Below are 25,654 nucleotides of genomic sequence, written 5' to 3'. Positions count from 1 at the left end.
TTTGAGTACGCTTAAAAACAGTTTTTTAGATGCTTGGTAGCTTAAGAATTTCCAATTCCGATGTTTTTTATGGTTGACATATCACCACTGGGCTTCTCAGCTTTATTGTAGAAAACACAATTTCTTAGTATAATATACTAACAATCCAATATACTACCAATAAAAACGTGATAATGGAAGTATTATCACAAAATTAGAGTGTTTTTCCTTAAAATAATTTCTTATCTCTAGGTACTCTGATATGAAAATGACGGTTTACATTTAAAGACTTTTAACTAGTAAAGATATAAATAGAGCTAGTGACTATTTTGATGATTTAATTTAATTGGTCACTTTTTGGTCACTCACTTCATTTTTCTACACAATTCTGCGCACATAATTCTTTAAAATTACACCCTTTACAATGCCATTTTTCAAGGGTTTGCTCAAAATCCTCAAAGTCCACGGGTTCATTGGAGAAAATATCTGCCTGATACTTTTTCATTTCTAGTACACTTCGCTGAAACGTATGTAAAATATTGTCCATATCAAATGCTGTAAAGGCATATTTTTTTCGTTTGCCCGTCAATAAATATTCATTATAGACATCAATCTGGTCAAGAGATACACGATATTTCTGCTGAATATAGTATGCGTAGAGCGCTAATTGCTGACGATCATCATCGGACTCTCCGCCTGTTTTCCAGTCGATAATAATCCATTTGTCCGCCATCTCATCATAATAATGAAAATCCATTACGACGAAAACTTGTATCCCCTCAATTTTCATGGAACGAAATTGTTCAGGCTCACCAATTCGTAGCGATCCTTTTTGCGTAGTAATTTGCTGGAACGTTTCGCTGTTAAGAAAGTTGTCAAAGACAGCCGTCATTCGTTCTTTATAGTCCTGTACAAGTTCAGGATTTAACTGCCCTTCGTAATAAATTTCCTGCATCATATAAAATTTATTCGGCTTATGTCTCCATAAATCTACATGGCGTGTAGAATCAATAAAAGCGGCATTAAGCTGGCCACGTGCACGATTTACTAGCTCAGCAACAGTCGGCGCCTTGCCGGTTTGCAAATAATCATTGATCGATTGCTCTATTAAATGATGGACAATTTGCCCAAATAAAATCGGCATGGATTGCAGCTTTTTTAAGCGATAGACATGTTGATGATACGGCTCCACATTGTAACTTAGCCAGCCATTATGAGAAAAATAATATTCATAGCCATATTTTCGCGCACAGCTTGTTAACGTTTTATGACGTGACAGTGACCACGAAAAAGATGGAAAAGGTGTGATTTCAAACATGGATATCGCCTCCCTTTAACTGTTTGATAAAATCATACAAGAGCTGTACTATTAGCACAATTGTCACAATACGCAGCAATAACTTTACTTGATTTGCCTTAACCTTTCTTGCAAGGATAATTCCTATTTGCGCACCAATCACAGAACCAACCATTAAAACGATGGTTAATGGCCAATCAATTTTACCTGTAGCAATATACGTAATTGCGGCTCCTGAACACATCGCAAAAACACCTACACGTGACAGACCTACAGCTTTTATATAAGAGATTTTCTCATGAGCATATGTATAAAGTGCCAGCGTACTGCTCCCAGGGCCGAACATCCCATCATAAAAACCAACACCAAGAAGTATTGGACCGTTTTTGCGATTCATTGTAAAACTTTCTTTTTCTCCAAATTCAGCCCCACCTATAAAGGACATAATAAGGGCAAAACCTAATAAAATAATCGCGATGAACGTCAATGTTTGACTGCTCATAAACGATGCAAATAGCCCTCCAAGGGTACCACCTACTAGAGAAACAAGTAGTACTGAACGCATTTCTGACCATGACAATTCTTTTCTTTTATAAATCGTGTAGAAGCTTGAAAAAGCACTGACCATATTTGAAATCTTATTCGCACCGATCGCTGAATGGACCGGTACCCCCATTAGCATCATGGTCGGTAATGTAATTAACCCGCCACCTCCAACTAATGTTCCAATGACGTTGCCAGTGATGCCTATTAGTAAAAACAACAAGTATTCCATCTAATCCTTCTTTCTATAACACAAATGATGGTATTCATATGATACAGTATAACAGACTGCTTTTTTTTAAGATTAACTACGAGGTGAACGAATGCTTGAACAACAAAAAACACCTACACCGCGTTTTTGTAAGCCACTAACGCTAATAGTCGCAACAATTTTTATAGCTGGCATTACGGCAACGCTTATCCAATACAGTAAGCTCCCCGCTTCTATACCAGTTTTACAAAGCTTTACAAGTGAACATGCGCAATTTGGTCCGAAAATCGCTATTTTTTATTTACCCTTTATTGCCTTCATGCTATTTTTACTTTTACAATACTTAGAGATTAGAGCTGCTTATCCTATCCCACGTAAAAATAAGCATACCTTATCTCATACAGAGCGACAAAATGGGATCATTATTTTTTGTCTCATCAAAAATAGTATACTACTGTACTTTACATATTCACTTTTCAATGACTTAACAGTGGCTTTAGGCCATAATCGTATTTTACAGCAGTGGCATGCTTATTTATTTCTATTTGTACTGTGTACTATATTAATAATGGGAATCGTTCGTGGGATTTTATTAAGTAAGAAGGAATAAAGCGTACCTCACTCAATACTGTGTTGATGGGTAATTAAAACCACCTATATATTTGCAATTGTCTCTTATGCAAAAGGTATAGGTGGTTTTATTGTTAAATCTATTAATAAAGCATAATAATTAATACAAGTGTTGCACTAATAATACTTATTTTTATTGTTTCTACTTTATATATGGAATATGTCTGTACATTTCGTATTATGAACTGCCAAAAAACGACACCATATAAAAGCGCAAACGTAATTATTAATGGCTTATACAATGGACCAACCCAGGTTGCCCAAGCAAAAACGCTTGAAAACATCGCAAGTACAAGTACTAACAGCCACCATATCGGCCTAAATGGTTTAGATCCTTCTAGATTATGACGTTTATAATAGTACATAGAGAATATATTTACAGCTACCACAATAAGTGGCAGGATAAATATCCACGGTATTGTTTCTACAGAGTATAATGTTTGAAATACTTCATCATACATGTCAGAATTCCCAACAAAAAACTGGCCAGAATCAACATTTAGCATGCCTGTATCTGAAATCTGATAGTGCTCTTCCTGACGATCTCTTACAACAACTACATCTGTAATATAGTTACCTAACTTTCCATCTGCCTTTTCGACATATTGTGTTAAATCTTCAAAAAAGCTAAAAACTGATGTATCTTCAACCTTTTTCACAGATATATACAAACTTGAACTTCTTGCAAAGAATTCCCCTTTTTTTCCTCCGAAATGCTTATAAATCGCTTGGATGGATTGACTAGCAGTTTGAGGCGGTGAAGAATTTTGTGGAATCAAAATAAAAAATAGAGCAATCATGGCGATCGTTAATAGTAGAAAACTTTCCTTCCATAACGTTAAGCCCTTTCTTTTCTTATGGTGAATGTGTTCATAAATACGGGCCTTTACAGCCTGATCCTCTGGTAATTTATTGAGTTCCTTCAGTCGATTGTTTAAATCCAAATTCATCACCTCCAAGTATTTTCTCCAAAGCCTTCATAGCATTTCTCTGTGTATTCGCTATTTTCACTGTAGACCACCCTAAAATTTCACTAGTTTCGGCTAAATTCAACTCTTCAATTTTTCTGTAAATAAGAACCTCTCGATATTCAGGCTTTAATAATTGGATTGCTTCATATAATAGCCGACGCTCCTCAGACTGCACGATCCAATCATGTGGTACATATTGTATCTCCCGTTTTTCATGTTCTCTTTGAAATGGTAGCCATTTAATAAGTGCTTTTTTTCTATAGGTGTCATAGACAAGGTTTCGTGCAATTCTCCTTATATAAGTGCCCATAGCAGCCTCATTTCTAAATTGTCCTTTATAAACACGGATAAAGGTTTCCTGCGTTAAATCCTCCGCTAAACCTGGATCCGAGACCATATAGTAAATAAATTGATAAATGCATTGAAAATATTGTTCATAAAGCTCATCAAACTCCATTTTCTCACCTCTCTTACTTTATTAGACGAATGAGTAAACAAGATTTGTATGTTTAAATGAAAAATTGAAAAATAGGCTACCTGACACCATATAGCATCAAGTAGCCTAAAATTTTTACAGATCCGTTTTCATTTTTTCAAATGTATGTATTAACATATATTTTTGTACACCACGAGCCATTTCAATGCTTTCCTCGGCATAATGATGAAGGGCTGTTTCATTCTTCATTTTATATGCATAAACCGCTTCAATTGCTGGCTGCATCCACGGCTGTGTAAGCTGATCACTTCGCATGTCAGTTGTTCGTCTTTCAAATGCAGCGATATAACATTTTGCATAGCTAGTTAAAGGCTCTTTATTTATTTTATTGGCCGCATCCTTTGCTTCCTCCAAATTCTCTTCCATCATTGCCTTTATAAATTTATAGTTATACTTCATTGCTGGCTGCTTATATTTTACGATGACTGTTTCTAATGAGTGAAGTTGGTCTTCCCTTGTACCGTAAGCAACAGCGTAAAGATAGGTAAAAAACGGATCATTTTTACGATCTTTTACTAGTTTATCTACCATCGTCATATTATTTGTCCTAAATAAAATATGTATATGTCTATAAATCATTGCGATCACAATAAGGGCAATAATGCCGATTGTAATGGATAGGGGAACTCCTGCTAGTGATATTACTATTGTTAAAATAAAAATGAACAAATAAAATATGGCTAGTTTTGTAATTTTCATAATTCCTCCTACTGTAGTTTCTTCCGCATTTTTCGAGAAAAAATAAAGCCAGCTCCAAGGAAAAATACAAGCGCCATAAACTTCATGAGAGGAATAATAAATAACTTACTAATCACGAAAACAACCAAAATATAATAGACCACCATTGCCAATAAAAATAATGTCAGTTTATTCACTGTGCTTCCTACCTTCATTCAATGCTACTTCAATGGCCGCTAGCGCTTTCGGTCCCATCCCGTGTAAATTTTTCAACGTTGATAAATCAACATTTTCCAATTGCTCTAATTGTGTATACCCTGCCGCATTCAATGCACGTACAGCAGGTTTCGCTACTCCCTTTGGCCATTCCGTCATTTATGCTCGTCCCTTCTTTTTTCGTCTATTGAATAACTCAGTTCCTATAATACCTATTAATAGTATAGCTAGTGAGACGACATGATAATCAGCAAAAAAAGTCGTAAATGCTATATGATAATAACGGCATATTGCGGTGATAATAAAACCGACAATCAAGCATCCTTTTACTACCTGCTCGATAAACTACACTTCAATCACCTCTCTGCTTTATTATGCAATCGAACATGATGAAATGCAAATGAGCTAGGCTCTTAGAGCATATTAAACATTGTAATGAAGGCGGCAATCAGATTGACAATGCTATGGATACCCCAGCTTGTTATGATGGAACCATTAGATTTTCGTTCATTGATCCACCCCATTAAATAACCTACAAATGCAGTTGCTATAACAACTAATACTACAACTCCAAAAGGAATAAAAGAAAACATCAACAATCCATGTAAAATGCCAAATAGTAAACTTTGCATGATATTTCCCATTTGAAAACCAAATTTATGCATGAATCTTTTCAATAAAAAGCCTCGGAATAACAGCTCCTCAGACAACCCCGTTTGGACAATTGAATGGAAAAGTGCTGGAATGAGCGCTGAAAAGCTAAGTCCTGTAAAACGATTGGTCGCTAAGGTTGAACTATCTAGGTAGAAATAGCTGATTATAATAAGGGGTACGAATAATAAAATAATAATGAATAAAGACCATAGAAAATAATTCCCTTTATTTTCAATGACAGGCTTTTTGAGGCCGAGCCATGTTAAAAATGTTTGTTCCTTTCTTGCTGAGAAAAACCACCAAATAAACGGAATAACTGAAAATAAAATGACCTGAATAATTGCACTTATTGCACTTTCCAAAACCATAACTTTTCCCCCTGTTCATAATGTTTTTTCCATGAAGAATGACAAGCGATGTTAAGGTGTTTTCCAGAAATCGTTGGTTGATGTTTGAAGTTCGCCGGTAACATTTGCTTTTCCGCCGCTTCATGTGGAACTTCGCCGCTAACTTCCGCTTTTCCGCCGCTTAATGTTCAAAAAGCGCCGCTAACTCCTGCTTTCCCCTGCTTAATGCGGAAATCATCGCCGGTACTCTATATTACGTCCTTCTTCATGTTAAGCATATTAAACAACAGAGTTGAAATCAAGATAAATTTAACGATAATCATTAAAAAATTAATCAATAAAAATAAATATTAAATGTTAATCAGTATATAAGCATTTAAAAAAGCGACTAAAAATCTAGTCGCTTTCACTCTTTATTCGGATTTCGCTCAATATTTCATCACAATGCTTTCCGAAAAGAATAGCACCATTTTTCATACCCTAATCGATCTTCATAAAAACGATGCGCACTAGTCCTTTGAATACCAGACTCTAAAGCAATATAATGCGCGCCATTTTCTTTGCCCCATTGGTGAAGATATTGCAATAAATTTTCACCATAGCCTCTTGAACGATGGGCCTCATCCGTTACTAAATCGTAGACAAATATATGGCGTTCACTGTAAAAGTTGACTCTCCAACTTAATCCGGCGACAGCGACAATGTTCATATTTTCGTATAAAGCAAATAACATATAGCCATCTTGGGTCATTTCCTTTAATAATTGAAGGTACTTTTCTACTGTTAATTCCGTACGAAGTTGCACCATAACATCATATGCTTCCACCCATTCCTGTTGCGTTATTAATTGCTTGATTGTTATGGTCATTATTCGAACCTCCTCTTACCAATATTTAATATAATGAAATACTTCATCATTTATTTTCATCCCGAGCTTCTCATAAAGTTTTTGAGCACGAACGTTGTCTGTCGCTGTTTCTAACCCAATATAACGTGCATCATTCTGTATACAGTATGAATAACACTGTTCAATTAGGTCCTGTGCTACGCCTTGCTTCCTAGCATGCTCTGTCACAAATAAATCGTTTAAAATAAACGCCTTTTTCATTGCAACAGATGAAAAAATAGGATAGAGCTGGACAAAACCAACTGGCTGCGCATCCAAATAAGCTAGAAAAATAACCGACTCCCCCTTATTTAGACGCTCCTTTAGAAACTGCTCAGCCTGTTTTAAATCTGATGGTTGACCATAAAATTCTCGATAGGCATTAAATAATGGCACGACGTCTCCAACTGTTGCTAAAGTTACTGGACAAATCTCCATTAACTATTCCCCCATTTCTTTTAATATGTAATTCTTGTATTATGATAAAAAACTAACTGACATTTAAAAAGAAACAGTTCTCTACATTCCAACATGTCAAGGAGGGACTTTATGGAGAATTTTATTTTCTTATTTACAGATGAAGAGGCAAAATATAAACAAATTTATCAGCAAATCAAATGGTTAATCGAACAAGGGATATTGACAACGAATGAATCTCTTCCTTCTATTCGAAGGCTAGCCGAAACTTTACATGTCAGTCGGAATACAACTTTAACTGCCTATGAGCAGCTCGTAGCGGAAGGATACATACGTGGTGAAGGACGAAAGGGATATTTCGTAAATGAATTTGAAAAAGTTTTTCTTCAGGAGGAGGAACTGCCAAGCCTTACTCAAGAAATTAAAACTAACAACGGAGATGTCATCATTGACTTTCGGACTGGTGCTGTCGATCAACAACATTTTCCTTTAAAAATATGGAGGCAAATGGCTAATCAAGTGTTACCTTTACAAAAGTGCTATGAATATGGCGACCCTTTCGGTGAGCCACTTCTAAAGGAACAGCTTGTGCATTATTTGCTTCAAGCTCGTGGCGTTCATGTAAATGAAGAGAACATTATTATCGGTAGTAGTACGCAACAAATGTTAATTTATCTAGGCTTTCTATTAAAGCAGGATTTCCCAAGTGTTATTTTAGAAGACCCAGGCTACAACGGTGCACGTGAAGCGTTCAAGTTGCATGGCTTTGAGTTAGAGACTTTACCTGTGTCAGAAAACGGTGTAAGGCTTGAGCATTTAAAGCATTTACATACGCGCTTACTCTATGTCACACCTTCTCATCATTTTCCCTACGGAGTTTCTATGAGCATTCAGCAGCGGCAAGCTTTAATTCAGTGGGCTAAAAAAGTTGATGGTTATATACTGGAGGATGATTATGATGGTGAATTTCGTTATGCGCAACAGCCATTTCCTGCTCTCGCTTCACTCGATAAGTCACGTGTTATATATATGGGGACATTTTCAAAATCATTTTTACCAGCTATTCGTTTAAGCTATATGGTGCTACCGAAAGCACTTGTACAGCCATATAAAGAACGCTTTGCTCATTTCGAACATAACGCCTCGTCCTTACATCAATTAACAATGGCGAAATTCATGGAACAAGGTGAATGGACACGGCATATTAAAAGAATGCGTATCACCTATAAACATAAAATAAATGCTCTTGTAGAGGAGCTTAACAAACAGTTCGGAGAAAAAATTACGATACTTGGAGAACAATCTGGACTTTATATATTGGTCAAGGCGTATACACAATTTTCAGAAGAGCAGCTCATTCAAAATGCACAACAATACGGAGTCAGGGTCTACCCTACGAGCCCATATTTTCTACAACAGCCAAGCTCTGTGCCCATTATACAATTAGGCTTTAGTAAATTAAAAATGGAGGAAATCATTCTCGGTGTACAACTGCTAAGAAAAGCTTGGATAACGGAATAATAAGCCATAACTGCAATTGTTATGGCTACTCTTTGTCTCGATCGTCGTATGTTGCATCAGGTAAATTCAACAAAGTCGCTCCAGAAAATGTATGCTCCATTTTTCGATATTGCCAAAATATTTTTAACCCGAGCGAGTCTTTGGGTGACCTGATTGCGGTTTTCTCTTGGACGCGAACAGTTTTTGCAATGACCTGAGCAGTTTTCTCTTCAACCCGATCAGTTCTCGCGATGACCTGAGCAGTTTTCTTTTGGACCCGATCAGTTCTCACGCTTACCTGAGCAGTTTTCTTTTCAACCCGATCAGTTCTTGCGATGACCTGAGCAGTTTTCTCTTGGACCCCGAGCAGTTTTCGCGCTTACCTGAGCAGTTTTCTCTTGGACCCGATCAGTTCTCGCACTAACCTGATCAGTTTTCTTTTAAACCCATAAAAAGGAATCTGCACAGCTGTCTCTGTACAAATTCCCATAAATTTTTTTAAAAATAATCAATAAACGTTGGGATGCCTACTGGTAGTACCGTCTCTAGTAGTGCAATTTCAATGGCATTGCCTTGTAAACGCTCGATTTTTTCTAAATAGCTCGGTCGTTTATAGCCTAGTAACATCGTGGCAAGTGTTTGAACTGTTAGCTGAATAGCATTTTCTGACTGTGTCTCACTCACCTTTTCAACTTCGACATTTCCGTTGTGCTTCGTTATGACAAATGTGCCATTATTCCATGCCACAATGCGGTCACTAACAGCGAGTCTAAGCTGAAAATCATTTCCCGTGAATGGGTAACGTAACAGAAATTCTTTTACGTCTACAATTCGTGCCATAAAATAAGGGGATACTTTTTGAATAATTTCACTATCCTCTAATAAAAAGGCAACGGCTTCATTGCCAGTTGTTTTACCATAGACATTGTAAATCATTGAGTTATGTGCTGAGACAAAATTCCATAAACCTTTACGCGCTTCTTCCTGTAAATAGACAATTTCATCGATGTAATAATTTTCCTCCATAATACGATAAAACATATAACCCTGCGGCATATCATCTTCGTCATAATACACTGCAGCCTGGAGGTTCACATCACTATCGATAAATTTTTCCTCCCAAAAATCTTCCTGGAACTTTTCATTCCAAGCGATACTATTACGAACCATGACACCGTGCGTCTTCTTTGAATAATGCGCATAAATAGTCACAACGTCTTCATGCTTCGGATCTACACGACGGATTTTACCATTTAGGCCCCCATACCGAGGAAGCTGCGTATCTTTGATTTGAAATTCCACAATATCACTCATAATTTCCCAACCCCTTTTTCGGTAATAAGGGATAGAATATGGAAATAAATAGGATATACATTGTCCTTCATTTCGCATCCGCTCCAGGCTCTCAATAATAAGGCTCTCCATCAAACCATGCCCAGAATATTCAGGGTACGTTCCGACAGCAGTGATGCCTCCCATTTCATAAATCTTTCCATGAACATTTACCTCAAAAGGTAGGCTTAAAATTTGAGATACAAGATGTGAGCCGTCGAACCAACCAAGCGCATGTCCCTCATTAAATTGTTTACTTTTGGCATTCACAAAGCGACGATCCTTATGAATGGACATTGACATTTGAAAAACATAATTAAGCAAATCAATAAACTGTGCCATTTCATCTAATCGAATTTCTCGCATGTCTAAGCCTTTACGTTGATTCATGATTCTCTCTCCTCATCAAATAACTCTGAAAAAATGGTTTCCGGTGCATTTAAAAAACGCTTCGTAACAATGTAATGTATAGTATCCTCATAACGAATAGATTCAATCTCCCCATTATCAAAACTATAGATTGTAGCATTTGGATAGCCAAGTAAAATAGGTGAATGTGTGGCAATAATAAATTGTGCCTCATGCTCTAAATCTTTGATAATTTTAAGTAAGCTTAGCTGCCTCGTTGGTGACAAAGCCGCTTCAGGCTCATCTAATAAATAAATTGCCTTGCCTTTGAAGCGATGCATAAATAGTGATAAAAAGGACTCCCCATGTGATTGATGGTGTAACGACTTACCACCAAAAGCGGCATACTTTTTCCTAATGTCATGTTCCTCTAACAAATCAATATGACTCGCAAATTGATAAAACGTTTCTGAACGTAGGAAAAAGCCATTTGAAACCTTTGGCCACCAGGATAAACGGATAAACTCCCCAAGTGCAGATTCCGCTTTATGTACTTCATATAAATTTTGGCGACCACCTCCAGCAGTATTAAAATCACAGCGATCAGCTATAGCCTCCAATAGGGTTGATTTCCCAGAGCCATTTTCCCCTACAAAGAAAGTTACGTTCGTAGGAAACTCTAGCTCCTGTAAATCCTGCAAACTTGGTATATTAAAGGGATATTGATCTTTAACTTCAACTTCTCCCTGTAATACCTTACATGACTTTAAATACATTTTGTTTCCTCCCTTACTATTAGTATAGCGCGCTTACGCTACTCTGAAACCGTCCTTTTTTCCACATACAAACTACACACCCCAAAAATAAACAATAGACTTATTCCTAAAAGGGAAATGGGTGACCATGTTAACCTAGAGTCAAACATCTGAAAGAAGAATGTGAATATTGGAACAAAGCATAAACTCATCATTACGATCAAAGTTGAACAATACTGAATGCCTATCTGCAACAAATACATTGGAAGCATGACCCCATTACCGTTACTGCGATTATCCATGAAATATTTCCCGAGAAATATTTAAAAAATATGTCGAAAGTCGCGAAAAAAGATAATAAAATTATGCCATAATAACGATTGGCTAAAATCATTGAAGTAGTCCAACCAGCCTCACTTAATTTCTTAGAATAGATTGTACAAAGTACAGCCCCAACCCCACAGCCAACACTCGCTATTAATGCTAAAATCACTGGAAAAGTTATGTCCATTTGAACAGCTGATTTCCCACTAACAACCGCTAATATTAATATAGTACAAGCGAGAAATGTACCCGTGGCAATTACCCATTGTACTTTCGGAATCGATTCCTTTGCAAAAACAGCTAACACCAAGACAAACAGTGGTCCAATACCCATCTCAAGTGCACTTACAATCGCTGACTCTACATATTTTAAAGCAAAATAAAAGCCCATAAATGCTAACACGGATGCTACATTCAACTTCACTACATAATTAATATTTCCCTTCCACAGATTAGCTCGTTTATGCTTGCGTGCAAAGAAAGAGAAATAAATAGCAGTAATGAAAAAACTAATACCAGTAAATAAAAATGTCGGTACTTCTTGCACCTGCTTTGCATAGAAAACCTGGCTTATCGAAGTTAAAAGTGCTGATAATACAAGAGCTACTAATCCCACTGTTGTTGCCTGTTTTTTAGTAATCTCCATACATTTCCCCCTATTTGTTTTTATAAACACACACAGACTGAGAATTTTGTCGATAAAGCAATTCATTCTTTTTTGAGCGATCAGGTATCGAGCGTTTTTCAATTTCCCAAATAAAAAAACTTCATCTCTAATAAATATAGAGACGAAGTTATCCGCGGTACCACTCTGATTAGCTAGAAAGCTCACTTTACTATAACAGTAGCAACCGTCTATGCTTACTGAATTCAGCATAAAAACTCATGGACGAGTTCATAAATGATTTGCGATGATTTTCACCAGCCATCATCTCTCTAAAGCAAACTACATTCATTACTACTTCCAATCATTGTTAATTTATTTTCGATACATCATAATTCATTTCAACTTTTTCGTCAAGCAACTATCCAAAATAAGTTCCCCAGCAGTATAACAAATGTTCTATATTATAGGTTCTTTTCATACATTGAGTAAAACCTTCCCCTTGCTAATCATTCTCATTAAAACCATGTCTCTTTTACATTACATATAAGGAATAAAGGAAGGTTTTTTCTAGGTTCAATAAAACATTTATAAGGAGAAAAATTATGTTTGTAACTCATTTCTATGAAAACAAGACGTCCGTTTTAAGTCAGCTGCTCGTAAATTTACCTACTGTCGAAGAGAACATTAAAATTAAAGGACGTAAAGCAAAAGTTGTTCAGATTGTTCAAATAGACGACAACAACTATCAGGTAAGTATCATTTTTGAAAAAATACCTAAAAAACAACCATTAAAAGAAATTGGCAAGAAAAAGAGATAGTTCTCCCCTATTTACCTTCCGACGCTATCATTTAATGATAGCGTTTTAACTTAAAAAAAGAGGGTATCGAACTCTAAGAGAAAAAATAATTGCGAATTATTCTCAACTATATAAATAGCTTAATGAAAAGTATTTGACTTTTTAATTGATAACAATTATCATTATCAATAGATTATTTCTTCACTCCGAAATGCTTAGTTCAGAATCCCCCTATTTTTTTGAAATAAGCATGTATCAAACGGATATTCTTACATCAGACTAAGAATATCCGTTTTTTAACTTCTTTCAGCAGATGTTTTGACACCCGATGAAAAAAGTTAAATTCTCCGTCGGATGTTTAATTTATTGGAGAGATTTACATAAATAAAGGAGCTGTTTTACATGGATTATCGTATTGAAAAAGACACTATGGGTGAAATTAAAGTACCTGCAGATAAAATTTGGGGTGCTCAAACACAGCGCAGTAAAGAGAATTTCCAAATCGGGACAGAACAAATGCCTATTGAGCTAGTTCAAGCAATGGCCATTTTAAAGAAAAGTGCTGCGATGGCCAATAATAAATTAGGTAAGCTTTCAGATATAAAAGCAAATGCGATTGTTCAAGCAGCTGACGAAATTTTAAAGGGTCAATGGGACGATCAATTCCCTCTTGTAGTTTGGCAAACTGGTAGTGGTACACAGTCAAATATGAACGTCAATGAGGTAATTGCGCACCGTGCAAACCAACTTTTACAAAATGCTGGAGAAGCTGAACGCATCCATCCAAATGATGATGTCAATAAATCTCAAAGCTCAAACGATACTTTCCCAACGGCTCTGCATATTGCTGCAGTGTTAAAAGTTGAAGATTATTTATTGCCGCGACTACGTTTACTAAAAGCTACTCTTGATGACAAAGCAGAGAAATTTAAAGATATTATTAAAATTGGTCGTACACATTTACAAGACGCTACACCTTTAACTTTAGGTCAAGAAATAAGTGGCTGGGTAGCAATGCTTGCTAAATCTGAGCAAATGATAGTCCAAAATATTGAATATATGAAGGAACTAGCGATTGGTGGCACAGCAGTTGGTACGGGTATTAACGCACATCCCGAATTTGGTGAGCGTGTAGCAGCGGAAATTAGTCAATTAACAGGAAAACATTTTACTTCTGCAGCAAATAAATTCCATGCACTGACGAGTCATGATGAAGCGGTTGTCGCACATGGCGCATTAAAGGCTCTTGCAGCTGACTTAATGAAAATTGCCAATGATGTTCGCTGGTTAGCGAGTGGTCCTCGTTCAGGAATCGGTGAAATTACGATTCCTGAAAATGAGCCAGGCTCATCCATTATGCCTGGTAAAGTAAATCCAACTCAAAGTGAAGCGATGACGATGGTTGTTACACAAGTTGTTGGCAATGATGCAACAATTGCCTTTGCCGCTTCCCAAGGTAACTTTGAGTTAAATGTCTTCAAGCCAGTCATTATCTATAACTTCTTACAATCAACTCGCCTACTTGCAGACACAATGAAATCATTTAATGATCATTGTGCTGTCGGTATCGAACCAAATAAAGAAGTACTTGACCATAATTTACGAAACTCATTAATGCTTGTAACTGCATTAAACCCTTATATCGGTTACGAAAATGCGGCAAAAATTGCGAAGACAGCCCATAAAGAAGGCACAACATTAAAAGAAGCAGCGATTGCATCTGGTTTACTAACAGAGGAACAGTTCGATGAATACGTGGATCCTGCGACGATGATTTATCCAAATGTAAAATGACGGTTATGCAAGTTAATCACATAGCATCTTCAAAACTTTGATATATCAACGTTTTTAGATAAAACAAAAGGCTAGCTTATTAATATGGCTGCCTTTTGTTTTTGTGTTCAGTTATTATTTCATTTGAATTATCTTTCCTCACCGTTACTCCTCCTACTGTTTTTCTCCCATATTTTCTAGACTAAATCCCCTCAATAATTGGCATTAATTTGCGAACTTTTTTCTCTGTTATTTCAAAAATTTTAAAACCATCTACCTCTATCCTTCCAGTCATTATTATTATGATTACCTAATTTAAGTTTCGTAAAATCAAAAAACACTTCCGCCTCATCATGCAGCTGAAAGTGTTTAATAGAATTACTTCTAATCATATGAAATAATATAGGAATTTATTAGAAACATATAACTTATTACAGTTGTCTGTTTTTATTTTCATTTTGTTACTGACTTTACCTAGGTAATTTGATATAGTTTTATAGTGTCATGCAAATATATACATTTAAGGAGAGTTTTTCACATGAAGAAATTACTATTTAGTTCTATGCTTGTTTTATCTTTGGGTTTAGCTGCATGTGGTAGTAGCGATGGGGATAAAACTAAAGTTCCTGCATCTGAAAAATCTGCAGAAGCTAAAACCATTAGCGATGGGGATATTGCTAAACTATATACATCACCAAAGAAATACAAAGATTATAACTATAGTTTCATTGGTAAAGTATTTATTACTCCTGAAAAAGATGATGACGGCGTATATCTTCAAGTTTACGCTGATCCTCAAAAATCGGAGCATAATACTCTCGTTGCATTCGAAGACCCTAATTTTGAAGTAAATGATGGTGACTATGTTAAGATTGATGGAATTGTAAAAGATGAATTTAAAGGTGAAAATATGCTTGGAGGTAGTGTAGTAGCGCCTTTAATTACAGCGAAATCAATCGAAGTAATTAGTTATGTCGATGCGGTTGCACCTACAATAGCAACGTTAACGTCCGGTGAAGAAATAAACCAACATGGTTTTGTTGTAAAGGTTGATAAAATTGAATTCGCAAAACCTCATACTCGTTTATATTTAACAGTTACAAATAATACAAAAGATAAAATATCGTTTTTTAGTCATAACGTAAAACTAGTATCTAATGGTACGCAATTTGAAGAAGAAACTGATTATGATGCAGATCTACCTAGCATACAATCGGAAATACTTCCTGGTGTATCATCTTCTGGCGTAATCACATTCCCTGCTATAGATGCTTCAACAACTACATTACAAGTAAATGCAGAAGGATACAGTGATAACTATAACCTTGATATTAAACCTTTTATATTTACAGTTGGTAAGTAATTAAGTCACTCAAAGAATAATTTATTTACAACCAAAAAGCCCAGGCTCAAAATTTATTGAGTACCTGGGCCTGTTTGTGAATGAGACATTTATCGATTAACACTTTTCCCAATTACTGATTTCCAACTGGTTTTAATAAATTCACCGGAATCCAATGAGTGGACTCGTTGCCGTCATCTTTTTTCCAAGTAACATTTAGATAACCATTAATTTCAAGACCTTCTGAAACTAAAATTCTTCCCTTTTTCAACGTACTTATCGTTGCAGATCCTTTTATTGGATCCTGTTTAAAATCTGCATCTTTTGTTAGCTCAAAACGCACGCCTTTTTCGCTTCTTTTCGACTCAGCGATTTTAAGATCTGTACCAGGATACTGTATACACTCTTTAGAACTAACATCATTGGGACCGCAATAAGAAAGTATTTGCCCATTATTTGTAAAAGAAAAACCCGGGTTGGTACTTTTATTGAACCACATTCCGTAAGTTGCGGATTTACTATCACGATTAATAAATATATAAGTTGGATTGTTGTAGAAAGATGAACGAATTTTTATTGGTACTTCTTTGAAAACTACCAAATCCGTTGCTTGTACTCGATATTGTCCCATTTGGTAGAACGTTTTGCCATCATATTTTTCAATATCATACGTTCTAAAGAAGTTATTTCGCTTTACCACTAACGAATCAAACGTACCATTTGGATTTTTCTTGTACACCTTAATGTCTTTTGTAAAGGTCATTTTTCCGGTTTGGTCTTTTACAACCTCTGCTCCATCATACATCACTTTCGCTTCTGATTTTGTTGGATGTACTACTGCAATTACAAATGCTGCTAGTAACACCGTAAAAAATTTTCTCATTATTCTCCTCCTACTTAGCTTTATTTTAAATAACACATTCCTTTAAGTATTATATACCAATATTCTAATATTTTACCAGAAATACAATGTTGTACCAATAAAAATATGCAAAAAAAACATGTTTCAAAGGCTTTTTCAACTCATCACAATTCTTTGTAAATTAGCGATATTAGTTCCCTATTTTTAACTAGACATGACACCAGTTAATGTTTTATTATAAATCGATTAGAGAATATCAACTGATTAAAAAATTGTAGAGGGGTGTTCCTTGATGACAAATAGCAAAATGAATCCAAAGGTTGATGAATTTTTAAGTAAAGCTAAAAAGTGGCAGGAAGAATATTCTGCGTTGAGAAATATCGTTCTTGATTGTGAATTGACGGAAGAATTTAAATGGATGCATCCTTGTTACACGCTTGAGAAAAAAAACATCGTGTTAATACATGGTTTTAAAGATTATTGTGCGCTTCTGTTTCACAAAGGTGCCTTGTTAAAGGATGCCAATGGGATTTTAATTCAACAGACTGAAAATGTACAGGCAGCGCGCCAAATTCGTTTCACCAACGTTCAAGAAATAGTTGGCATGGAAACCATTATAAAAGATTATATTCTTGAAGCCATTGGAGTTGAAAAAGCAGGTTTAGAAGTACCCTTGAAAGAGCATAAGGAATACATAATTCCTGAAGAACTTCACAATAAATTCAATGAAGTGCCTACCTTAAAAACTGCTTTTGAAGAATTGACGCCAGGACGACAAAGAGCATATATTCTACATTTCTCTCAACCTAAACAATCCAAAACTCGCGTGTCAAGAATTGAAAAATACACGCAACACATTCTTGATGGTAAAGGATTAAATGATTAGGTTTATTCGTAGGAAAATAAATAACTCTGTTATAAAAAGGTTGGAGCAAATTGCTTCGATCTTTTTTATTTCGGCTGTACTAGAAATCCAAAGAACAAAAGAGACTATCTGTTTAGTTGATAGTCTCTTCTTTAAATACATTACTTAACATTTTGAACCAATCAGATTTACTCCTCCCAGAACAATTCATCTAGGGTTTTATTTAACGTTTTACATATAGCAATACATAAATTCAAAGTCGGGTTATATTTACCTAATTCAATCAAACCGATAGTTTGCCTAGTAACCCCCACTTTTTCAGCCAATTCCCCCTGTGATAAATCATGTTCAATTCGAGCCATTTTTAAGCGTATGTTTTTCACATTGATCACCACTATCTTCATCTTCTAACATTCTTTGAATAACTCGATCACTTTTCTTTTTAGCAAGCACATAAAATAAGAATAAAATTCCGGCAATAAATAGTGAGTACATGAACAGTGATACAAAAAATACCATAAAGAAAAAATATATTGCTTGTGAAGTGCTTTCTGCATAGTTGAATGCACTGTTAACACCCATAATAATTGCAATAACCATGCCAATAGCCACACCGAAAATAATAAGTTTAGTACTTAATTTAAATTTACTTGCACTATCGTGAATCTCTACTTCTTCAGTAAATATGCCGAGATACGCTGCTCTGCCACAATAATAAACAACTGAGAATAATATAATCAACCGTTCTGTTACTACATTTTGTGAGGTCACTCCCTGTGTAATGAATTTTATTAGGATCGATATTAAACAGATTACTATGACAAAGAAAAAAATCTCTTTGTAAATTTTATTTTGCTGATTTTTAATTCGTTCATCGACATGTTTGCTTTTCCAAAACATCAATATTTTACCTCCCCTTCTTTTATGATTTTAATTATACAGAATATTTGTCTTTTCGCAATGTATATATTGCATTAAGTTAATTATATTTTCCATTAATGAAATGATACCCTCTGTGCGTCCGTCTCCTAGATCAAATGACAATACAAAAAAAACCACTCATTGTGGAGTGGTCATGTTATCTTTATCAAGTTTATAAGCTTTCGATCTATCAGTTAAATCTGAAGTCAAAATGCTCGATCGGCCAACAGATGATACTTGTTGTACCCATTATTTTTTCTTTAGGGATGAAACCTAACTCAGGATTTCTACTATCATTACTCTTACGACGATTATCACCTAATACAAAGTAATACCCTTCAGGTACGGTAGTTTCACCTAAGTCTTGGTCTAGCGTAAAATCATAAGTAAGTGACCCAGGGTCTTTTAACACCTTCTTGTACTGATCTAAATAAGGTTCACTGTACTTTTCTCCGTTTATGTATAATTGATCATCCTTATACTCGATCTTATCTCCTGGTAGACCAATAACACGTTTAATAATATTTTCTTCTACATTGTCAATCATAATATTATTAATAACAACAATGTCAAATCGATCAATTGACTTAAATTTCGGACCGATTTTATTAACAATAACACGATCGTGGTCTACCAGTGTCGGCTCCATCGAAACACCTTTTACGAGTACTGGCGTAAATAAAAAATACTTGATTAAAAATGCCACCAATAATGCGAACACAATTGCCTTTACCCATTCAACAAACTCATTAGTTTGTTTTTCCTGTATTTTTTCTTCCAAAATTACACCTCCTAGTATTCTCTTATATTAATACGTAAAAAAAGGAAAATAGTTTCAATTTTCTGTTCGTAATCCTAAAATAATCAAAACATAAAGTGCATTTCTATAAAGTACATTTTTAAAGGGAGACAAGTTTGTCTCCCTCTAAATATAGGTTGCCTTTTCACGTCCTCGAACTCGTTCCAACACTTCTACCGCCGTCATTCTCCCAACGATCAATGTCCCAAACAACATCAACATCTTCCCAGCCGTCATGTATTTCTCCGTTAGGAAGGGTACCAGTTCTTACTAAAGAAATAATACATCATCCTTTTTAATAATATTTCTTGTTTCTATATTATGTAATGTTATTTGTTTTGTTCATCGCCAAATAAGGGATTGTTTTGGAGCTAATAATCCAACAGCCACAGAACATAGAACCATTGTACATACTCTTTAATACCGATAATATGCACTATCATAAAAACACAAAAAATTATAACTGCTGGAACAAGTGCTGGAATTTCGGGAAAAAGAAATTTACATATCTTCCTATTTATCTTGAGATGAAAAGGATACGTCTCTTTTTTGGACTTACCTACAATTATCCAATCAAAAGGTTTACTTTTAAGTCTGAAAGTATCTGTTGCAACTGCAGCAATTATATGAATTTTTATAGATAATAGAATTTTTTCATAAAGCTAGGGTAGCGAATTGTTAATGTAGTTAAACTAACTGATATGTTTTTTTGGAGGAAAGTATACTGTTCATGAATAAATAAAAAACATACTAAAATTAGTATGTTTTTTATAAGAAAGAGAGAAAGCTTTGAGGGGCTAATAAGATAGCAGCTTTCGTTTTATGTTTTTCCAACCTAAAAATTCTTTTATATATTCAGCAGGTGTTATTACAAGTAAGCTTTTAAATTCTTTGTAATAATGTGAAGGATCATAGAAACCATATTGGTCAATGTTTACAGGTGTCTCTTCAAAAGAAAAATGTTGAAGTAAGAGTTGAATACGTATGAATTTACTTAGTTTTTTTGGTCCAAAACCTGTTTTTTTGTAGAAAAGTTCTCGGATATATCGCTCAGAATAACCTGTTTTATGCTGAATTACATCTGGTAAGAACAGCCCATTATTTTCAATAATAGAATCAAAACAAGTAGCGAATATTTCATCACCTAAGCTTTTTTCCTTTTTTTGAGAGCAAAAATACTCATTACAAATTTGCACTCTTTGTTCGAAATCTCCTGCTTCAAAAACAGCTTGTATAAATTTAGAGTCTAGTGTGCAGCCTAATTCAACATTAACAAACGGTTGTTGAACAATTTGTTTTAAAGCGCAATTGTATTGAATAACTGTTTGTTTTGGATTTAGACGAACACCAAAATATTTACCTTTTGGGGTAAATGAATAAATTTCACGTGTAGTCGGGGTATTCCCAAAGACAACCTTTTGATCTTTACCCATGTAAAACATTAAATCTTGGCAAGCATCAGGAATGACATGAATATCACTATTAATGCCTATTGGTTCAAACTCATAATAAAATAGTATATCCTGGTTTAAATTGCTGTTTGGAGCCAGTTCTCTATAAGAATACGTTTTTTGGACCAATTCAGGTTGGATTGGATAATAGCTACTCAATAAGCCTCCCCCTCACTTTACTCTTAGGTAAAATTAAAAGAATCCTTGCGCCTGTTCATTGTAACTAGCTAAGACACATTTAGTCGATTGATACGATTCTAAAGCTTTTAAATGATTTTCTCGACCGACGCCTGACTTTTTGTAGCCGCCAAATGCTGCACCAGCAGGGTATTGGTGATACGTATTTATCCAAACACGTCCTGCTTGGATCTCTCGACTTGCTTTATAGGTAACGTTTGTATTACGTGACCATACAGCTGCACCTAATCCATACATAGTATCATTTGCAATTTCAATCGCTTCCTCAAAGGTTTTAAACGTAGTCACTGCCAATACAGGACCGAAAATTTCTTCTTGGAAAATACGCATTTTGTTATTGCCTTTAAAAATAGTTGGTTTAATAAAATAGCCATCTAAATTATCAAGGTGATTTTCGGCGCCACCGATTAAACATTCTGCGCCATCTTGTTTGGCAATTTCAAAGTAAGAAAGAATTTTTTTATGTTGTTCTTCTGAAGCCTGTGCACCCATCATTGTTTCAAGTTCGAATGGATCCCCAACTTTAATTTGCTTTACTCGTTCAATGGCTTTTTCCATGAAACGATCATAAATAGACTCATGGATCAAGGCTCTAGATGGACAAGTGCAAACTTCACCTTGATTTAAAGCAAACATAACTAATCCTTCAATCGCCTTATCTAGATATCCGTCATCAGCATCCATGACATCTTCAAAGAAGATATTAGGAGATTTGCCACCTAACTCTAGTGTAACAGGAATTAGATTCTCAGATGCATATTTCATAATCAGTTTGCCGACAGCTGTAGAACCCGTAAAGGCCACTTTGGCAATACGTGGGCTTGAAGCTAACTCTTTACCTGCCTCTTCACCAAAACCATTAATGACGTTTAATACACCTTTTGGTAATAGGTCTTGAATAAGTTCAACTACGAATAAGAATGATACTGGCGTTTGTTCTGCTAATTTTAATACAACACTATTTCCTGCAGCAAGTGCTGGCGCCAATTTCCAAGCTGCCATTAAAATAGGGAAGTTCCATGGAATGATTTGACCAACTACACCAATAGGTTCTTGGAAATGATAAGCTACTGTATCCTCATCAAAAGGTGTCACTTGCCCTTGTTGCGCGCGAATGGCACTTGCAAAATAGCGGAAATTATCAATTGCCAATGGAATATCAGCATACATAGTTTCACGAATCGCTTTCCCATTATCCCAAGTTTCTACCTTTGCAATTTTTTCAAGGTTTTCTTCCATGCGATCAGCAATCGCTAGTAAGATTCGTGCCCGTTCTGCTACAGGTGTTTTCCCCCAAGTTTTTTGGGCTTCATGAGCGGCATCTAATGCTAGCTCTACATCTTCTTTTGTTGAACGAGCTACACTCGTAAATACTTCTTTCGTGATAGGCGTAATATTATCGAAATACTCTCCATTTACAGGTGCTACCCATTCACCACCAATAAAATTGTCATATTTCTTTTTGAATTGAATGCCTGATTCTTCAATACTCGGTTTAACATTTAGCATAATTATCGACCCCTTTAATGATGATTATGATGCTCTTGTTCTGTTTTTACAGGTACCTCATGTTGAATCTCAAAACTACTTAATACTAGTACACAAATCATTAAACCAGCCACAATGTAAATATGCTTTGGAATGGCTTTTATAAAGATAGGAAACATCTCACGATTCCATACACCGATAGAAATGATAGCACTTACAATAAACATCATTGTAAAAAAGATAATGCTTAACGTTAAATATTGGGTGGTCATTAATGTTAGCATCACGCCCATCATTGCTCCCATAAAACTAGATCCTACACTTTCCATGAATAGGTACATCGGTAAGCCTGTTGACAGTAAATAGCCTAATGCAATAGAAATAATAATAGATGCTATTGCTCCTAGTACCATATCGGGAAGCCAGGTAGCCATATTTATTCCAACAGCAGTACTCATTGTCATAGAAATCAGCATTATACAGCACTTGGCCATGCCATGATTAGCAAAACGCTGTTTTAATAAACGGTTAGTGATTACCGTAAAGGTAACAATCACCAACATGCTTAGGAATGGTAGCATATAATCACTCCTTAAAGAGTTTTATTGTATATGACATGACGAAGTTGTGTGACACTTCTTGTCCGGTCTAGGAACGTCTATTGCTGGGTTTCGGTCAAAGAATCCAACTGGTTTTAATTGGAAATTGATGTATGCAGTTGGCATTACAGGCCAATCTTCAGGGCGCGGGATATGATGATGGCCCATTGTGTACCAAACGACGATATCTTCATCATCAATTGAACGGTTTTTCTCAACGTATTTTGGCAGTCCATCTCCTCCAGCATGTTGATTTGGATACATACCTGTTGCATATTTTTCATTTTCATCAAATTGCGTAACGTGTAAATGGTGTTTAAGGAAGCCAGCACGTTTCATAACGCTTGCCTCTTCATGAGCAAATGGGAAGCAATTTTCGCCAGGCAAAATTTTATATCCAACAGGTTGATTCACTCGGTTAAGTGAGTTTTTATTGATAATTTTCCAAGTACGCTGCGTTTTTAAATCTAAATTACGTAACGCTTCCTTCTCCGTTTTAAAGATACGTGAAAGAGGATAGAAACCATTGGCATTCGGATTGTGTTCACCCAATGTTTCTGATACTGTTTCCGTTTCAACTACTGAGTTATTTTCACCGTCTAACATCGTATCAAGTCGGAAATTAAAGAAGTGTTGATGATGTGATGCGCTTAATCCTGGAGAAATCTCAGATCCATATTTTGTTTGGATGCCATCTTCACATGTACCAGTGCTTAAAATACCTGTTAGTTTGACTTCAGCTTCAATCGTACCGTCTTGGTAGAAACTCCAATAGAAGCCGTAATCATAATTTCCAACTGTACAGAAGAATGAAATCACTAGTCGACGTGAGCGCCGTACTTCTACATGGCCTGTACGCCAATCTGTATGTTTCCAACCAATCCCGTAATCTTCTTCGTGTAAGCAAATCGCATTTTTGATCGTACGCGCATTTCCTTTAACATCAGCTACAACACCATCAAAGTATTGAATTTCGCCTAAGCAGTCGCAACCTAGTTCTAACGAATTGGCTAATTGACCCATTCCATATTCACCAGCATCAAAGGCATTTTGTGTGTTATGCGAAAATGTTGGTTCACCATAAGGGACAACCATTTCTGATAATGCTGCACGATAAAGAACTGGACGATCCTTGCCTTTGTCATGGTAATTAATTGTGTATAATACAAGGCCCTCACGTGGTGTAAATCCATAGCGGAAACTCCACTTTTGCCATTTGATCAAATTCCCTTCAATTGTAAAGCTTGGACCTTCAGGTTGAATGATTTCCAGTGGTTTCAAGTCATTTCTAAACACAATTGATTCATCAACTTCAGGATGGTAGTTACCTGATGTTGTTGGAATTGGACGTACCCCGTGATCTTCTACTTTGTAAACTTCCATTTTGTTTAGGTCTACATACGTTACAATACCTGTTAAAGGGTAAGCATATCCGTTATCTTCTAGTGATTGTTTTTGCCAACAAATCGCACGAAGTAAACGTTTACCTTCATGTTCCTGAACACCAAAATTCCCTGCTGACCAAGGATCCACCATGATTAAATCAGGATTGCCAATCCCACGTTTCTGTAAAGCTGCTATAAAATCAGGATGGCTCTTTACTAATTCTTCACATTGCTCAAATTCCTCTAAGGCTACATTTGGTTGTACCCCAGGAATATGTTCGTAGGAATCAACTTTTTCTGAAGTTAAATTTACAATTGCTTCAAATGTTTTCAATTCTTTATCATCTAAAATCACTAAAAACACTTGGCGATCTACCGTATTACCTGGTTTGTAATTTAGTACTTCTGATTTTTTAGGTTCATGTAACATCACCGACATAAACCGTACATGTTCAGACAACTGTTGCTGTTCCTTGACTAATTGAACAGCTTTTTCAATTTCTACTTCAGATAATGGTGATAATGGGTGGCTTAGCTCAACGTTTGGATTAACCTTTACTGACATTCAATCAACCCCTTATAATTTGTTCTCTTTAATTATAGTCAGAAAATTCAGCGAAGTTATTGTAAATAACGGCATTTTTATCGATAAGTTGCTTTTTAGCTAAAAATATACAATATTTTCTGTTTTAAGTGTTCTGTAATTTCATTAAAAATGCTAATTTAGCTGCAGATAAGTCATTAGAATCTTAATCTGCCAATCTATTTAGAAGCGATCAGATGGAAGACCACCATTTAGACCGTCTTTCATCTTGCCATTGCAATTCACAAACTCCATGTAGTTTCGTTAAATTAAATATGCATTACGTGTTTGCAAAGGATCGTATGTCCTTTACTGGTTCCGTTGGCTTGATTTAGAGAAAAACGTAGTATTTGAAAAACGAGTGGAGCAAATGCTTATTTCAGCGTGACAAAAATCGAAC

Annotated in this window: 26 protein-coding genes and 1 other annotated feature; of the genes, 6 read left to right on the top strand and 20 right to left on the bottom strand. The window is 35.6% G+C overall.

Translation table 11 applies throughout. From position 1 onward, the window contains the following. Nucleotides 1–349 precede the first annotated feature (349 nt). Both ACIQ7T_RS06440 and ACIQ7T_RS06435 read right to left on the bottom strand, forming a co-directional pair. Complete coding sequence (locus ACIQ7T_RS06440) at nucleotides 350–1,297, bottom strand: PD-(D/E)XK nuclease family protein (protein WP_370083472.1); 948 nt, start codon at nucleotides 1,295–1,297, stop codon at nucleotides 350–352. Continuing rightward, nucleotides 1,290–2,051, bottom strand: a complete 762-nt coding sequence (locus ACIQ7T_RS06435) for a sulfite exporter TauE/SafE family protein (protein ID WP_370083471.1) — start codon at nucleotides 2,049–2,051, stop codon at nucleotides 1,290–1,292. The genes ACIQ7T_RS06440 and ACIQ7T_RS06435 overlap by 8 nt, the downstream gene beginning before the upstream one ends. Before the next feature lie 91 nt (nucleotides 2,052–2,142). Here ACIQ7T_RS06435 and ACIQ7T_RS06430 point away from each other — a divergent pair, with 91 nt between their 5' ends. Beyond that, on the top strand, nucleotides 2,143–2,640 hold the full coding sequence (locus ACIQ7T_RS06430) for a DUF1648 domain-containing protein (RefSeq protein ID WP_370083470.1): 498 nt from the start codon (nucleotides 2,143–2,145) through the stop codon (nucleotides 2,638–2,640). A 103-nt stretch (nucleotides 2,641–2,743) separates the two neighbouring features. Here the strand turns inward: ACIQ7T_RS06430 and ACIQ7T_RS06425 are convergent, their stop codons facing one another. The 7 genes from ACIQ7T_RS06425 to ACIQ7T_RS06395 form a co-directional block, all read right to left on the bottom strand. After that, nucleotides 2,744–3,604, bottom strand: a complete 861-nt coding sequence (locus ACIQ7T_RS06425; protein ID WP_402869219.1) for a hypothetical protein — start codon at nucleotides 3,602–3,604, stop codon at nucleotides 2,744–2,746. Further along, entirely contained in the window at nucleotides 3,570–4,088 is a 519-nt protein-coding gene (locus tag ACIQ7T_RS06420) for an RNA polymerase sigma factor (RefSeq protein ID WP_370083468.1), read from the bottom strand. The genes ACIQ7T_RS06425 and ACIQ7T_RS06420 overlap by 35 nt, the downstream gene beginning before the upstream one ends. 114 nt (nucleotides 4,089–4,202) lie before the next feature. Then, the gene (locus ACIQ7T_RS06415; RefSeq protein ID WP_370083467.1) at nucleotides 4,203–4,826 is read right to left on the bottom strand and encodes a hypothetical protein; all 624 of its coding nucleotides are present in this window, start codon (nucleotides 4,824–4,826) and stop codon (nucleotides 4,203–4,205) included. Between the two features lie 168 nt (nucleotides 4,827–4,994). Continuing rightward, complete coding sequence (locus ACIQ7T_RS06410) at nucleotides 4,995–5,180, bottom strand: helix-hairpin-helix domain-containing protein (protein ID WP_370083466.1); 186 nt, start codon at nucleotides 5,178–5,180, stop codon at nucleotides 4,995–4,997. 254 nt (nucleotides 5,181–5,434) lie between these two features. After that, a complete protein-coding gene (locus tag ACIQ7T_RS06405) occupies nucleotides 5,435–6,043 on the bottom strand; it encodes a CPBP family intramembrane glutamic endopeptidase (protein ID WP_402869217.1) in 609 nt (202 codons plus the stop codon). A 418-nt stretch (nucleotides 6,044–6,461) separates the two neighbouring features. After that, a complete protein-coding gene (locus ACIQ7T_RS06400; RefSeq protein ID WP_370083464.1) occupies nucleotides 6,462–6,890 on the bottom strand; it encodes a GNAT family N-acetyltransferase in 429 nt (142 codons plus the stop codon). A 15-nt stretch (nucleotides 6,891–6,905) separates the two neighbouring features. Next, nucleotides 6,906–7,346, bottom strand: a complete 441-nt coding sequence (locus ACIQ7T_RS06395; RefSeq protein ID WP_402869215.1) for a GNAT family N-acetyltransferase — start codon at nucleotides 7,344–7,346, stop codon at nucleotides 6,906–6,908. Between the two features lie 111 nt (nucleotides 7,347–7,457). On the opposite strand from ACIQ7T_RS06395, the gene pdxR reads away from it, so the two are divergent. Then, nucleotides 7,458–8,846: a MocR-like pyridoxine biosynthesis transcription factor PdxR gene (gene pdxR, locus ACIQ7T_RS06390; protein WP_402869213.1), complete on the top strand. Its 1,389-nt coding sequence runs from the start codon at nucleotides 7,458–7,460 to the stop codon at nucleotides 8,844–8,846. Between the two features lie 477 nt (nucleotides 8,847–9,323). Here the strand turns inward: pdxR and ACIQ7T_RS06385 are convergent, their stop codons facing one another. The 3 genes from ACIQ7T_RS06385 to ACIQ7T_RS06375 form a co-directional block, all read right to left on the bottom strand. Next, nucleotides 9,324–10,547, bottom strand: a complete 1,224-nt coding sequence (locus tag ACIQ7T_RS06385) for a GNAT family N-acetyltransferase (RefSeq protein WP_402869212.1) — start codon at nucleotides 10,545–10,547, stop codon at nucleotides 9,324–9,326. Beyond that, entirely contained in the window at nucleotides 10,544–11,281 is a 738-nt protein-coding gene (locus tag ACIQ7T_RS06380) for an AAA family ATPase (protein ID WP_370083460.1), read from the bottom strand. Before ACIQ7T_RS06380 ends, ACIQ7T_RS06385 begins: the two co-directional genes overlap by 4 nt. A gap of 223 nt (nucleotides 11,282–11,504) precedes the next feature. Then, complete coding sequence (locus ACIQ7T_RS06375; RefSeq protein ID WP_402869210.1) at nucleotides 11,505–12,230, bottom strand: EamA family transporter; 726 nt, start codon at nucleotides 12,228–12,230, stop codon at nucleotides 11,505–11,507. A gap of 135 nt (nucleotides 12,231–12,365) precedes the next feature. Beyond that, nucleotides 12,366–12,565: a binding site (T-box leader), on the bottom strand. A gap of 228 nt (nucleotides 12,566–12,793) precedes the next feature. Between ACIQ7T_RS06375 and ACIQ7T_RS06370 the strand changes: the two genes are divergently transcribed. The 3 genes from ACIQ7T_RS06370 to ACIQ7T_RS06360 all read left to right on the top strand — a co-directional run bounded on the left by ACIQ7T_RS06370 (nucleotide 12,794) and on the right by ACIQ7T_RS06360 (nucleotide 16,124). After that, nucleotides 12,794–13,009, top strand: a complete 216-nt coding sequence (locus ACIQ7T_RS06370) for a hypothetical protein (protein ID WP_370083458.1) — start codon at nucleotides 12,794–12,796, stop codon at nucleotides 13,007–13,009. A gap of 381 nt (nucleotides 13,010–13,390) precedes the next feature. Further along, nucleotides 13,391–14,782 carry a class II fumarate hydratase gene (gene fumC, locus ACIQ7T_RS06365; RefSeq protein WP_370083457.1) on the top strand — a complete coding sequence of 464 codons (1,392 nt, stop codon included), beginning with the start codon at nucleotides 13,391–13,393 and terminating at the stop codon, nucleotides 14,780–14,782. Nucleotides 14,783–15,299: 517 nt separating this feature from the next. Beyond that, nucleotides 15,300–16,124, top strand: a complete 825-nt coding sequence (locus tag ACIQ7T_RS06360; RefSeq protein WP_402869208.1) for a DUF4352 domain-containing protein — start codon at nucleotides 15,300–15,302, stop codon at nucleotides 16,122–16,124. A 112-nt stretch (nucleotides 16,125–16,236) separates the two neighbouring features. On the opposite strand, the gene ACIQ7T_RS06355 is transcribed toward ACIQ7T_RS06360, so the two are convergent. Continuing rightward, on the bottom strand, nucleotides 16,237–16,986 hold the full coding sequence (locus tag ACIQ7T_RS06355) for a hypothetical protein (protein ID WP_370083455.1): 750 nt from the start codon (nucleotides 16,984–16,986) through the stop codon (nucleotides 16,237–16,239). A gap of 271 nt (nucleotides 16,987–17,257) precedes the next feature. On the opposite strand from ACIQ7T_RS06355, the gene ACIQ7T_RS06350 reads away from it, so the two are divergent. Beyond that, nucleotides 17,258–17,851: a YdeI/OmpD-associated family protein gene (locus ACIQ7T_RS06350; protein WP_402869206.1), complete on the top strand. Its 594-nt coding sequence runs from the start codon at nucleotides 17,258–17,260 to the stop codon at nucleotides 17,849–17,851. A gap of 167 nt (nucleotides 17,852–18,018) precedes the next feature. On the opposite strand, the gene ACIQ7T_RS06345 is transcribed toward ACIQ7T_RS06350, so the two are convergent. The 7 genes from ACIQ7T_RS06345 to ACIQ7T_RS06315 all read right to left on the bottom strand — a co-directional run bounded on the left by ACIQ7T_RS06345 (nucleotide 18,019) and on the right by ACIQ7T_RS06315 (nucleotide 25,236). After that, on the bottom strand, nucleotides 18,019–18,213 hold the full coding sequence (locus tag ACIQ7T_RS06345; RefSeq protein ID WP_053482180.1) for a helix-turn-helix transcriptional regulator: 195 nt from the start codon (nucleotides 18,211–18,213) through the stop codon (nucleotides 18,019–18,021). Continuing rightward, the gene (locus tag ACIQ7T_RS06340) at nucleotides 18,179–18,730 is read right to left on the bottom strand and encodes a DUF6773 family protein (RefSeq protein WP_370083473.1); all 552 of its coding nucleotides are present in this window, start codon (nucleotides 18,728–18,730) and stop codon (nucleotides 18,179–18,181) included. The genes ACIQ7T_RS06345 and ACIQ7T_RS06340 overlap by 35 nt, the downstream gene beginning before the upstream one ends. Before the next feature lie 211 nt (nucleotides 18,731–18,941). Next, nucleotides 18,942–19,532: a signal peptidase I gene (lepB, locus tag ACIQ7T_RS06335; protein WP_402869204.1), complete on the bottom strand. Its 591-nt coding sequence runs from the start codon at nucleotides 19,530–19,532 to the stop codon at nucleotides 18,942–18,944. Between the two features lie 815 nt (nucleotides 19,533–20,347). Next, the gene (locus ACIQ7T_RS06330; RefSeq protein WP_370083535.1) at nucleotides 20,348–21,160 is read right to left on the bottom strand and encodes a DUF6597 domain-containing transcriptional factor; all 813 of its coding nucleotides are present in this window, start codon (nucleotides 21,158–21,160) and stop codon (nucleotides 20,348–20,350) included. Nucleotides 21,161–21,193: 33 nt separating this feature from the next. Further along, a complete protein-coding gene (locus ACIQ7T_RS06325; protein WP_370083536.1) occupies nucleotides 21,194–22,708 on the bottom strand; it encodes an aldehyde dehydrogenase family protein in 1,515 nt (504 codons plus the stop codon). Between the two features lie 14 nt (nucleotides 22,709–22,722). Beyond that, on the bottom strand, nucleotides 22,723–23,268 hold the full coding sequence (locus ACIQ7T_RS06320; protein ID WP_370083538.1) for a hypothetical protein: 546 nt from the start codon (nucleotides 23,266–23,268) through the stop codon (nucleotides 22,723–22,725). A 21-nt stretch (nucleotides 23,269–23,289) separates the two neighbouring features. Continuing rightward, nucleotides 23,290–25,236: a primary-amine oxidase gene (locus ACIQ7T_RS06315; protein WP_402869202.1), complete on the bottom strand. Its 1,947-nt coding sequence runs from the start codon at nucleotides 25,234–25,236 to the stop codon at nucleotides 23,290–23,292. Nucleotides 25,237–25,654: the final 418 nt, after the last annotated feature.

The sequence above is a fragment of the Lysinibacillus sp. NPDC096212 genome (assembly GCF_044763105.1).
Lineage (GTDB): Bacteria > Bacillota > Bacilli > Bacillales_A > Planococcaceae > Lysinibacillus.
Note: the sequence above shows the minus strand (reverse complement) of the source record. Positions and strands in the feature narration are given on the sequence as shown.